Source organism: Photobacterium piscicola, from assembly GCF_900166965.1.
Classification (GTDB): Bacteria; Pseudomonadota; Gammaproteobacteria; order Enterobacterales; family Vibrionaceae; genus Photobacterium; species Photobacterium piscicola.
In genome coordinates this window covers 314350-326670 of sequence record NZ_FUZI01000002.1, presented here as the reverse complement: position 1 = coordinate 326670, position 12321 = coordinate 314350, and the positions used below count along the sequence as shown (strand labels likewise).

At 39.3% G+C, this 12321-nt stretch carries 12 protein-coding genes; 7 read left to right on the top strand and 5 right to left on the bottom strand.

Features of this window, described 5'->3' with window-relative positions:
- Window positions 1-33: 33 nt before the first annotated feature.
- On the bottom strand, window positions 34-819 hold the full coding sequence (znuB, locus tag CZ809_RS07725) for a zinc ABC transporter permease subunit ZnuB (RefSeq protein WP_080156844.1): 786 nt from the start codon (window positions 817-819) through the stop codon (window positions 34-36).
- On the bottom strand, window positions 819-1583 hold the full coding sequence (gene znuC / locus CZ809_RS07720) for a zinc ABC transporter ATP-binding protein ZnuC (protein WP_080156843.1): 765 nt from the start codon (window positions 1581-1583) through the stop codon (window positions 819-821). The genes znuB and znuC overlap by 1 nt, the downstream gene beginning before the upstream one ends.
- A gap of 163 nt (window positions 1584-1746) precedes the next feature.
- Between znuC and znuA the strand changes: the two genes are divergently transcribed.
- The 5 genes from znuA (at window position 1747) to CZ809_RS07695 (ending at window position 7055) form a co-directional block, all read left to right on the top strand.
- Complete coding sequence (gene znuA, locus CZ809_RS07715) at window positions 1747-2685, top strand: zinc ABC transporter substrate-binding protein ZnuA (RefSeq protein ID WP_080156842.1); 939 nt, start codon at window positions 1747-1749, stop codon at window positions 2683-2685.
- Between the two features lie 2 nt (window positions 2686-2687).
- The gene (mepM, locus tag CZ809_RS07710) at window positions 2688-4049 is read left to right on the top strand and encodes a murein DD-endopeptidase MepM (RefSeq protein WP_080156841.1); all 1362 of its coding nucleotides are present in this window, start codon (window positions 2688-2690) and stop codon (window positions 4047-4049) included.
- A 254-nt stretch (window positions 4050-4303) separates the two neighbouring features.
- The gene (locus CZ809_RS07705) at window positions 4304-4531 is read left to right on the top strand and encodes a FeoA family protein (RefSeq protein ID WP_065192682.1); all 228 of its coding nucleotides are present in this window, start codon (window positions 4304-4306) and stop codon (window positions 4529-4531) included.
- Window positions 4531-6816 (top strand): Fe(2+) transporter permease subunit FeoB, encoded by a 2286-nt coding sequence (gene feoB, locus CZ809_RS07700; protein ID WP_080156840.1) that lies wholly within the window; start codon window positions 4531-4533, stop codon window positions 6814-6816. The genes CZ809_RS07705 and feoB overlap by 1 nt, the downstream gene beginning before the upstream one ends.
- Window positions 6813-7055: a FeoC-like transcriptional regulator gene (locus tag CZ809_RS07695; protein ID WP_080156839.1), complete on the top strand. Its 243-nt coding sequence runs from the start codon at window positions 6813-6815 to the stop codon at window positions 7053-7055. Before feoB ends, CZ809_RS07695 begins: the two co-directional genes overlap by 4 nt.
- Window positions 7056-7156: 101 nt before the next feature.
- Here CZ809_RS07695 and CZ809_RS07690 read toward each other — a convergent pair whose 3' ends face one another.
- Complete coding sequence (locus CZ809_RS07690; protein WP_080156838.1) at window positions 7157-7591, bottom strand: HIT domain-containing protein; 435 nt, start codon at window positions 7589-7591, stop codon at window positions 7157-7159.
- Between the two features lie 171 nt (window positions 7592-7762).
- Between CZ809_RS07690 and CZ809_RS07685 the strand changes: the two genes are divergently transcribed.
- Window positions 7763-8368: a DUF924 family protein gene (locus CZ809_RS07685; RefSeq protein ID WP_080156837.1), complete on the top strand. Its 606-nt coding sequence runs from the start codon at window positions 7763-7765 to the stop codon at window positions 8366-8368.
- A gap of 107 nt (window positions 8369-8475) precedes the next feature.
- Here the strand turns inward: CZ809_RS07685 and argS are convergent, their stop codons facing one another.
- A complete protein-coding gene (gene argS, locus CZ809_RS07680; protein WP_080156836.1) occupies window positions 8476-10206 on the bottom strand; it encodes an arginine--tRNA ligase in 1731 nt (576 codons plus the stop codon).
- Window positions 10207-10619: 413 nt separating this feature from the next.
- Between argS and CZ809_RS07675 the strand changes: the two genes are divergently transcribed.
- On the top strand, window positions 10620-11204 hold the full coding sequence (locus CZ809_RS07675; protein WP_080156835.1) for a VOC family protein: 585 nt from the start codon (window positions 10620-10622) through the stop codon (window positions 11202-11204).
- 83 nt (window positions 11205-11287) lie between these two features.
- Here CZ809_RS07675 and purU read toward each other — a convergent pair whose 3' ends face one another.
- Entirely contained in the window at window positions 11288-12121 is an 834-nt protein-coding gene (gene purU / locus CZ809_RS07670) for a formyltetrahydrofolate deformylase (protein WP_080156834.1), read from the bottom strand.
- Window positions 12122-12321: the final 200 nt, after the last annotated feature.

The window sequence follows — 12321 nt, the reverse complement described above, 5'->3', positions numbered from 1 at the left end:
GTTTTTTATTTACAATCTTTGTAATAAAGACTGTTAACGTCGAGTGGGTTTAAATTGGCTAAGCATAAATAATGCTGCTGCCGATACCACTACTGAAGGGCCTGCTGGTGTGTCATAGTGCCATGACATTGCTAACCCTATCACTACAGAAATTGAACCAATAATAGAGGCAATCACAGCCATCGCTTCTGGACTATTAGCAAAACGACGTGCGGTTGCTGCTGGAATAATTAGCAATGACGTAATAATTAATGCACCAACAAATTTCATTGCTACCGCAATTACCATTCCGACCATAAGCATTAATAATAACCGCATTAAATCAACATTCACACCTTCAACTTGCGCCATTTCTTCGCTGATAGTCATTGATAATAGTGGTCGCCACAGATAAATAAGTAAGGCTAACACGATAGCGCCACCACCATAAATCCACATTAGATCTGCAGTAGTAACCGCCAGTAAATCACCAAATAAATAAGCCATTAAATCAATACGCACATTATCTAAAAAGCTTACAGCAACTAACCCGAGTGATAATGCACTATGAGCGAGTATGCCAAGTAATGTGTCGGTTGCGACATAACGCTGTTTTTGTAAGGTCACCAAAATAACAGCTAATACTAAACAACAAATAACCAACGCAAGGTTTAAGTCGATATTAAACAAAAAGCCTAAAGCAATACCCAGTAATGACGCATGTGAAAGCGTATCACCGAAATAAGCCATTTTTCGCCATACTACAAATGACCCTAGCGGGCCGGCTAAAAGGGCTATCCCAATACCTGCAATTAACGCGGGAAGTAGAAACTCAATCATTATTTATTATTATCCTGATGATTATTGCAGCATGTTGATGGTGTTGCTGAATCATCATGTTGGTGGTTATGTTGGTGTTGGTATAACGCTAATTGGTCGCTGGCTTGGCGGCCAAATAATGCAATGTATTTAGGATGGTTGGTTACGCTAAAAGGACTACCTGAGCAACAGATATGATGTTGTAAGCAGATCACTTTATCTGTTTTGGCCATGACTAAATGTAGGTCATGGGAAACCATTAATATTGCGCAATTGAGTAAATCACGTAATTGTTGAATTAAACGATAAAGTTCTAATTGACCTGTTACATCAACCCCTTGAACAGGTTCATCTAAGACCAGTAAATCCGGTTTTTGAAGTAATGCTCGAGCTAATAATACCCGTTGCATTTCACCACCAGATAGACGGTGCATGTCACTTTCCATTAAGTGCGCGCCATTAACCATGGTTAATGCTTCATGGCGTTGTGCCAATGAGTAACGTCCAGCTAAACGCATAAAGCGATCGACAGAAAGGGGCAGTGTACTGTTAAGGTGAAGTTTTTGCGGTACATAACCAATTCGTAATCCTTTTTGACGGATAACTTTTCCCAATGTTGGCTTTTGTAATCCGGTGATCACTTTAACCAAGGTGGACTTACCTGCGCCATTTGGACCGATAAGGGTTGTAATTTCACCACGCTCTAATTTGAGTGCAACATTATCTAAAACATTACGTCCAGAGAAGGTCACTGTGAGTGATTGTAATTCTACTAATGTTGTCATAAAGCGAGCTTAAAATAAGAGTTTGCCAAAATGTGATGTTATATTATAACATCTTCGTTTTACATGTGTTACTGTTAATACGAGCCGATTATAGCCAATTGAGAAAAATTTCTTTGCTGATAATCAATAATTTTTGCTGCTCTACATTTTTATGGGAAAAATCATGCACCGTCTAACTTCTCTATTTTGTGCTACCGCTCTCGTCGTTTCTGGCTCTGCATTGGCCTCTGATACCTTTAATGTGGTTACTACTGTTAAACCGTTAAACTTGATTGTTAGTGAATTAACTCAAGGTGTTGCGACCAGTGAATATGTTATTCCGTCAGGTGCATCACCTCATGATTATGCATTACGTCCCTCAGATATTAAAAAATTAAAACAAGCGGATCTTGTGGTTTGGGTTGGACCTGAATTAGAGTCATTTTTAACCAAAACAATGGCATCAAAGCCTGAAAATATTGCATTAAGCCAGCAACAGGGCATTAGTTTCCGCTATTATTCTGAGGAAGAGCAAGATCATGACGGTCATGAAAATGAAGCTGCTCATGACCATGAATCTGAGCATGAAGGTCATCATCACCACCATCATGGTATTGATCCACATTTATGGTTAGGTCCAGATCAAGCTGTGCAGGCAGCAAATGTCATAACTAAGGCATTGATCAAGTATGATCCATTGCATAAAAAGACATATACAGCTAATCTTTCAACATTCACTACAGAAGTTCAGTTAGCGGTCACTCAGCTTAATAAGCAGTTAAAACCGTTAAGTGATAAAGGTTATTATGTTTTTCATGATGGTTATGGCTATTTTGAACAACAATTTGAATTAGATAATTTAGGTCATTTTACGGTTGAACCCGATCGTCGTCCAGGCGCTAAGACATTGTTATCTATTCGTGAATCATTAAAAAATAACCAAGCGTATTGTGTCTTTAGTGAGCCGCAATTTTCGCCAGCTGTTGTGAAGTCTGTAACCAAAGGAACGAATGTTAAAATAGGGACTCTTGACCCAATGGCTACCGATATCGTTGAGGGCAAGGGAGGATATGTCCGCTTTCTTAATGAACTTGGACAACGATTTAGTAAGTGTCTTAATTAATCATGAAATATTATATCGCTGCGGTAGCATCTTTAAAGATGTTGCCGTTGCAGCATAAAATTGCGTTATTCTCGACTACAATTTTGATGGTGGCTGCTATTGTATGGCAGCCTTCCAAACATACAATACATTTCCCCAGCTTTAAAAAACCAGCGCCTATTGCTGTGCCTATTAATCTCACCGATCCAGAAGTATTAGAATCTGATAGTGAGCCAATGGGGGCGTCTTTAGATCAAAATGATCCACAATTCCAAGCCCCCAAAGATGAGATTGAACAACAGTTAGTACAAGCTCATGCTGAAACAGAATCCAAACACCGCGTAGCATCAGGGGAAACATTAGGGGTTATTTTCTCTCAATATGGTTTACCTATTTCTGAGATGTACCGTTTAATTGATGCGAATAAATCCGTACAACAGTTACGCGTTGGACAAACATTAGAGTGGGAAGTCGATGCTGATGGCAAATTAACATCGTTAAGTATTATTCGCAGTAAAAAAGTGACCGATACTTATACCCTAACTAAAAAAGGTTATGTTTATAAAGAAGTTGAACAAAAAGGTGATATTAAGCCTGTTACATTAACGGGACGTGTTTCCGGTAGTTTTTATAATTCTGCACGTGATGCAGGGTTAACTCCAACTCAAATTGGTAATGTAGTTAAAGCATTACAATGGAAAATGAATCTTGGTCGTGATGCCCGTAAAGGCGATTCATTTGGTGTGGTATTAGATCGTGAATTTATTGATGGTAAGGCGGTAGGTAAAGGTAAAATTAATGCCTTCTACTATAAAAGCCAGCGTCGTGGCCATTCAATATTTATCGCTCGTGGTGCAGACGACCAATTTTATGATCAAGATGCACGTAGTTTAAACCGTGGTTTTAAGCGGATCCCACTGTTGCGTTCATACCGAATCAGTTCATCATTTAATCCAAATCGTTTGCATCCTATTACTAAACGTCGTTCACCACATAATGGAACTGACTTTGCTGTGCCTGTTGGAACTACTATTTTGGCGGCTGGTGATGGCGTGGTAGTGAAATCTCGTTATCATCCACTTGCGGGCAATTATATTGTTATTAAGCATGGCCGAGAACACATGACGCGCTATTTACATTTAAGCAAACGCCAAGTCAAAGTGGGCGATAAAGTTAAAATGGGGCAACGTATTGCCAAAAGTGGTAATACAGGGCGTTCAACGGGGCCACACTTACATTTTGAATTAATTAAAAATGGTCGTCCGGTTAATGCGATGAAAGTGCCTTTACCACAAGCTGAGCCGTTAAGAGGTAGCACGCGTACTCAATTTATGCGTAATGTTAAAGCGTATAAAAAACAATTAAGTACACAAATGCCGAGTTAATAGAGACAATATTGGTTGTGATAAAAGCGTATCGAAAGGTACGCTTTTTTTTTGCTTGTTAAATTTTGAATGTATTAACTGGTATTTCAAAAATTTGCAGTTATTTATATTGTTAAATAAATAGTTACTAGTTGAAACTATTTATTCAAAACAGGCATGAAATAATTGATTTAAGACAAGACTAATTTCGTATCAAAGTGTAAAATCCCCTACATCGTAATGAAAATAATTCTTATTAAGGTAGCCGTTTAGTTATGAAACTGTCAGAGATGTCGTGTGGTCACAGCGGTACAGTGATTAATATGTCCGCGTTGCCTGCTGTAACGCGTAAAAAATTAATGGTTATGGGGTTACTACCGCATACAGAAATTACAGTTGTTCGCTTAGCACCTTTAGGGGATCCACTTCAGGTTCGAGTGCGTGGTGTTGATATTGCGCTCCGTAAAAAAATTGCTGAAGATATAGAAGTTGAGGTTAAATAATGCAATATGACATTCTTACCGTCGGTAATCCGAACAGCGGTAAAACGACACTGTTTAATGGATTAACAGGTTCAAAACAGCAGGTGGGTAACTGGGCTGGTGTCACTGTTGAAAAGAAGACGGGTCGTTACCAACATAATGGTGATGATTTTTCTTTAACCGATCTTCCTGGTATTTATAACCTTGATAGTGCAAATGATGCTAATAGTCTTGATGAGGCAATTGCATCGCGTGCCATTTTGACGACACCGGCTGATGTTATTATTAACGTTGTTGATGCATCATCACTTGAACGCAGTTTATACATGACGTTGCAGTTGCGTGAATTAGGTCGACCAATGGTGGTTGTACTTAATAAGATGGATGTATTGAAACGTCAACAACAAGTATTAGATCTTAAAGCATTAGAAAAAGCGCTAGGTTGCCCTGTGGTCGCATTATCTGCGAATAACATGGAACGTATTGGCGAATTCAAATCTAAACTGCATAAAATGCTGATTCAAGGCATTGTTGTATCAGACTTTTCACTTGATTATGGTGATGATTTTGAAGCAACTGTAGATAAATTAAAACCATTATTTATTCATGATGAAAAGTTAAACCCTCGCGCGCAATCAATTCGCGTATTAGAAAATGACACGCTTGTTATTCATACATTGTCTGAAGAAAATAAGCAGCAAGCCTGTGCTATTCGTCAACAAATGTTGGATTTAGTTGATCCTGATATTCAAGTTGCAGATGTTAGATACACTTTTTTGCATCAATTATGTCAAAAAGTACGTCGCCAAGAAGGCCGTTTAAGCAATAGTCTTACCGATAAAATTGACCGTGTGTTATTACATCGTGCTATTGGTATCCCATTTTTCTTCTTGGTAATGTACGTAATGTTCATGTTTGCGATTAACGTAGGCAGTGCATTTATTGATTTCTTTGATATTAGCTTTGGTGCAATTTTAGTTGATGGTGGTCATTATTTATTAGATAACCATTTACCTGTTTGGCTAGTAACCATTATTGCTAATGGTGTTGGCGGTGGTATTCAAACTGTTGCAACATTTATTCCTGTCATTGCCTGTCTATACCTGTTCCTTGCGGTATTGGAAAGCTCAGGTTACATGGCGCGCGCGGCTTTTGTACTTGATAAAGTGATGCAAAAAGTCGGTTTGCCAGGTAAAGCATTTGTTCCATTAGTACTTGGTTTTGGTTGTAACGTACCTGCTATTATGGCAACGCGTACTTTAGAGCAAGAACGCGAGCGTAAGTTAGCAGCAGCAATGGCACCGTTTATGTCATGTGGTGCTCGTTTACCTGTATATGCTTTATTCGCTGCTGCATTCTTCCCTGACAATGGTCAAAATGTTGTTTTTGCATTGTATATTTTAGGTATTGTCGCTGCTGTTATGACCGGTCTTATTCTGCGTAATACGCTTTACCCCGGTGCTAGTGACAGCTTCATCATGGAAATGCCAAACTATGAATTACCAACAATGCGTAACGTTGTCATTAAAACATGGCAGAAGCTGAAGCGTTTTGTATTTGGTGCTGGTAAAACAATTGTGGTTGTAGTGACTATTTTAAGTTTCTTTAACTCACTCGGTACTGATGGTTCATTTGGTAATGAAGATACATCAAAATCTGTGTTATCGCATGCAGCACAAGTTGTAACACCTGTCTTAGAACCTATTGGTGTTAAAGCCGATAACTGGCCTGCAACCGTAGGTATTATTACGGGTATTTTTGCTAAAGAAGCGGTCGTTGGTACGTTAAATAGTTTGTATGCACCAGCCCTTGATGGCGGTAACGAAGAGTACGATCTTGTTAGTAGCTTAAAAGAAGCCGTTGCCTCTATTGGTGATAATCTATCAGCATTAAGCTTTAGCGATCCGTTGGGTATTGAGGTGGGTAGCCTTGAGAACCAAACGGCGGTTGCTGAAGATCAAGGTGTTGATCAATCAGTTTTCGGTAACATTCAATCACGGTTTGTAAGTGGCGCTGCTGCTATGTCGTACCTAATCTTCATCCTACTTTATACACCATGTGCGGCAGCGATGGGTGCATATGTGCGTGAGTTTGGTAAGAAGTTTGCTTGCTTTATTGCGGGTTGGACAATGCTACTGGCATATACTTTTGCTTCATTGTTCTATCAGATTGCTGATTTTGCTGTACACCCAGCCAGTAGTTCATTTTGGATTGCGTTCTTCATTGTCATTAACGTCGGAATTTATTTACTGATGAAGCGACAAGGTAAAAAGCAGTCTCATCTAGAAGGATTATTGTTTGAATGATTTTACAAGAATTAAAACAATATATTACAGATAATGGACGCGTAAGCCGTAAACAGCTTTCACTGCATTTTGGTATGTCGGAAGATGGTGTTGATGCCATGCTTGCTGTTTGGGTTCGTAAAGGAACTATTGGTAAGGAATTGGTTGGCTGCGATAGTACGCAATGCTGTCAAACAGCTAAAGATGTGTGGTATCGATGTTTAGCAGCAAATGAATTATCTATCACAGTGATGCGCTAACAATCATTAGCGTCCATTAAAAAAGCAGCCAGCAGGCTGCTTTTTTTATATTAAATACTACACACATGTAAGGGGCAGTAATTATCTGCGTAGTAATAACACTACGCGGTAATGGTACTAAAACCTGCAATATTCATTAGCTCTTGACGTAGTTCTTCAGCTAATGCTTGCTGTACTTCTTCGCTACGTTGAATACCTTTGGTATTACCCCAAATAGGACCAGGCCATGCAACATCATTGCTAAAACGTGCGATATGATGAACATGAAGTTGAGGCACAAGGTTACCTAACGCACCAATATTAATTTTTTCAGCCTGATAGTCTTGCTCTAATAAGGCAGCAACTGCAGATGATTCACGCATTAGTTGCTGTTGATCTTGTTCGGATAAATGATGGATTTCACGTAGTGATTCATAGCGTGGAACTAAAATTAGCCATGGGCCAAGGGCTTCTTTAGCAAGCAATACTCGTGATAAAGGCAAATCGCCAAGTATGGTTGTATCTGCCATTAATTGCGGATGAAGAGTGAAACTCATGTAATTATTCCTTAACAGTACATTCTAGCTCACAAGCTTGAGCAATATTTATTATAGTAAGCTTAATTTGGCGTAATTGGTATTATCCTTTGGGTATACGTAATCGTTACTTTATAGATAATGATTATCCAATAAAAACGTTGCTGAAGTGTATATTAATGGGGGGCTTAAATGGTAGCTGAGTATCAATTTATTCTTGATTACTGGTTTGGTGAGCTAGACGGTGAAGTGACCCGTAATAACAAACATGCACTGTGGTTTTTAGGTGGCGCTGAGGTTGATGCTGATATTATCTCTAAGTTTCAACGCTGGGTAAGTCAGGCGGGTAATGGTGAACTTAATCATTGGAGCGATACCGCGCAGGGTCGGCTTGCCTTAATTATTTTATTAGATCAATTTCCACGTAATATTTACCGCGGATTAAATGCTGCTTTTCGTTATGATTTATTATCCTTGGCTATTTGTAAGCGGGGCTTAGCCCTTAATCAAGATGCTGAACTTGCAGCAATTGAACGGGTGTTTTTTTATTTACCATTAGAGCATTCAGAAGATTTAGAAGATCAAGAAGAGAGTGTGTTTCGATTTGATTTATTGCGTAAAACTGTTCAGCCAAAGAATGCTGCAGTGTTTGATAGTTTTTATGAATTTGCGAACAGTCATTTAGATGTAATTAAAGAGTTTGGCCGTTTTCCGCATCGAAATGCAGTGAAAGGGCGGCTATCTACTAAGAAAGAACTGACATGGTTACATGATGGTGGTTTACGATTTGGACAATGATTTTTAATATAAGTACTTTAATATAAATACCATTAAAAAAGCCTTCACGAATGAAGGCTTTTTGTTATGTCGCTACTACAATAAGTAGCTATCACAATAAAGTGTAATTACATACGCTCTAGTGTTTCGATACCAAGAAGATCCAAGCCTTTCTTGATGGTGTTAGCTGTAAGTAGCGCTAACTTCAAGCGGCTTTGCTTAACAGCTTCTTCAGCGTTAAGAATTGGACATGCTTCGTAGAAGCTAGAGAACAGACCTGCAAGTTCAAACAGGTAAGTACACATTAGGTGTGGTTGACCTTCACGAGCTACAGATTGAACGGCTTCTTCAAATTGAAGTAACTTAGATAGTAATACTTGCTCTTTTTCGTCATTGATAACGATAGGGCATGTTAGATCTTTAAGTTCAATGTTTGCACGCTTGAAGATAGACGCAACACGAGTGTATGCATACTGCATGTAAGGTGCTGTATTACCTTCAAATGCTAGCATGTTGTCCCAATCGAAGATGTAATCTGTAGTACGGTGCTTAGAAAGATCAGAGTACTTAACCGCAGCCATTGCAACTGTTGTAGCAATTTTTGCTTTTTCGTCAGCACTTAGCTCTGGGTTCTTTTCTTCGATTAGCTTGTTTGCACGCTCTTCTGCTTCATCAAGAAGATCAGCAAGACGTACAGTACCACCAGCACGAGTCTTAAATGGACGACCGTCTTTACCTAGCATCATACCAAATGCGTGGTGCTCTAAAGAAACTTCTTCAGGCACATAACCAGCTTTACGTACGATAGACCAAGCCATCATTAGGTGTTGGTGCTGACGTGAGTCGATAAAGTAAAGAACACGGTCTGCATGAAGTTGCTCGTAACGGTATTTAGCACAAGCAATATCGGTTGTAGTGTATAGGTAACCACCATCACGCTTTTGAATGATAACGCCCATAGGGTCGCCATCTTTATTCTTGTATTCGTCAAGGAATACAACTGTTGCGCCGTCGCTTTCTACAGCAAGACCTTTTTGTTTAAGATCAGCAACAACAGGTGCAAGCATGTCGTTGTACATTGATTCGCCCATTACGTTTGCATCTGTTAGAGAGACACTTAGACGATCGTAGTTACGTTGGTTTTGCTTCAGTGTGATAGCAACAAGTTGACGCCATTTCTCAAGGCAGTATTCATCACCGCTTTGCAGACGAACAACGAAGTTACGTGCAGTTACACCAAACTCTTCGTCTTCATCGTAAAGCACTTTTGATTCACGGTAGAAGCCTTCAAGATCGCTGATGTTCATTGAAACATCGCTACCTTCTTTTTCTTTACGCTCCATATTAGCAATCAGCATACCGAATTGGGTACCCCAGTCACCAAGGTGGTTAGCACGAATAACATTGTGACCTAAAAACTCTAGGGTACGTACAACAGCATCACCGATGATAGTTGAACGTAGGTGACCTACGTGCATTTCTTTTGCTACGTTAGGCGCTGAGTAGTCAACAACAATTGTTTGTGCTTCATCAGTGTTAACGGCTAGGCGATCACTTGCTAGCGCTTCTTCACCGCGAGCGGCTAACCATGCTTTATCTAGGAAAATGTTAATAAAGCCAGGGCCTGCAATTTCAACTTTCTCAGCAATACCATCTAGTTCTAGGCAGTCGATAACTTTTTGAGCAAATTCGCGTGGGTTCATACCCAGTTTTTTAGCTACGCCCATTACACCATTTGCTTGGTAATCACCAAACTGTGCTTTTGCTGACTGACGAACTGCTGCTGGGCTACCTGCTGGTGCGCCTGCGGCTTCTAATGCTTGTGATACTTTATTATTAATAAGTGCTTGAATATTCACTCGCTGTTCCTTAAATCGTTTGTAACGCCAATCATAAATATGTGGCAAAAACCTCTGCAGATAGCAAGATATGCCGTTAAAAATACTCACGGAGCTAAAGTGTTTTTTGCTGAACTAAAAAGCGACCAAAGCTACGTGAGTATTTTTTGATGGTAGTGTTAATTTAATATAAACACCAATATCTTGAATAAGCAGTATGCGTTACCCTAATAATACCCACATAGTTAGGTACTTTGGCAACTGGAAAAAGAGATTGTAGGCGATTTTTTTTAAAGTTTTTAAAATAGACTAAAATAAAGCCAAAATTCAGCCCTGATAAGGGCTCCATTAGGGTTAGTTTAGTTCTTGATAATGCGAAAAGTGTGAGTAATTATGCTGTTGTTTATTAAATGTTACGTGGTTGAAGGTGCAAAATGCAAAATCTGAAACAATTAGGCTTACACCCAGAGCAAATGTTAGCTGATTTACCTGCTTTTATGAATCGCATTATTGGTTTAGCTGATGAAATCGGAATATCGCTCTCATCGTATACAGCAGATCATATTGCATTAAGAGTTAATTCTCAGGATATTGCACTGGAACTTCATCAGGCATGGCTAGCGTATGGTACTGAATGGTCAAAGGCTATTATTAATGGACGTCCGATTGTGGTGATTGGTTTTGATACCCCACTGCAAGTAGGGGAGTGGACGATTGAAGCGTTAGAGTTACCTTACCCAAGTGAGAAAGTATATCCACAACAAGGCTGGGAGCATGTCGAGTTTGTTATTCCCGGAAACGCGATGTCATTGGAACAATTAGAACAGTCGATTAACTCAACATTTCCAGCGTTACATTGGCAGCAGTTGGCTGAAAAGGGAATTAAAGTTAAAGCGAGTTCTCCTGCTGGTGAGCATGAACGCTTACCTAATCCAACCTATGCGTTTAAAAAAGATAATATATGCATAAAATTACATTCACATTCTTTAGCAGCAGTGATTGCGAGCGAAAAAGAGTAATTATGTATTTTGTTAAGGTAAATTAAGCGAAAAAAATGCCACGGCTAAATCAAGCTGTGGCATGTATCAATCAGTTATTATTTTTAAAGAATCACAGTGCGATTGCCGTGAACAAATACGCGGTCATCGACCACTAAACCAAGCGCTTTGCTCAATACTGATTTTTCAACATCACGCCCAGATTTTGCCATTTCTTCGGCACTGAACGTGTGATCAACCGGAATCACGTTTTGGGTAATGATTTGGCCTTCATCAAGATCGTTGGTAACAAAGTGAGCCGTCGCACCAATGATTTTCACACCACGTTCAAAAGCTTGCTGGTAAGGCTTTGCACCGATAAATGCGGGTAGAAAGCTGTGATGAATATTAATAATCTTATGCGGAAATTGTGCGACAAAATTAGGCGTGAGAATACGCATGTATTTTGCTAGTACGACATAGTTAGGTGAATACTGTTGTACTGCTGCAAGTAATTTTGTTTCATGTTGTTCACGTGTAAGCCCTTCATGGCAAACATGATGAAATGGCACATCAAATTTTTCGGTTAAATTTTGTAGTTTATCGTAGTTACCTACTACTGCCGCAATATCTATATCTAGCGACCCGTCAAAGGTTTTAACCAAAATATCGCCTAAACAATGGGCTTCTTTGGTCACCATGATAACGACTTTCTTACGCTCAGAGCTAATTAATCGACGCTTACTCCCCGCCGGTAAAGCGCGGTCTAGATCGGCCAATAATGTTTCGTCATTAAAATAGCCTTCTAACTCTGTTCGCATGAAGAAATGGTTTTTAGCGTTATCAACGTACTCTTTGTTATTAATAATGTTGAGCTGATGTTTATGACATATGTTGGTGATTTTGGAGATAAGCCCCATATTATCAGGGCATTCCGTTAATAATGTTTTCTTTTCCATGTCTATTCCTGATGACGGCAACGCTATGCTCCGTCTAAAAATCATAATTTATCACTATGACGCTTATACTGTGTTGGGGTCAAATAGTTTCTTATGGGTGCTGTTTTAGTATCGAGAAATAGCGTCTTACACCGCTGGTCGTCGCGTAATAAAATAGGCATAATAGAACAATTGATACTGTATAAATAACCAATAGTGCG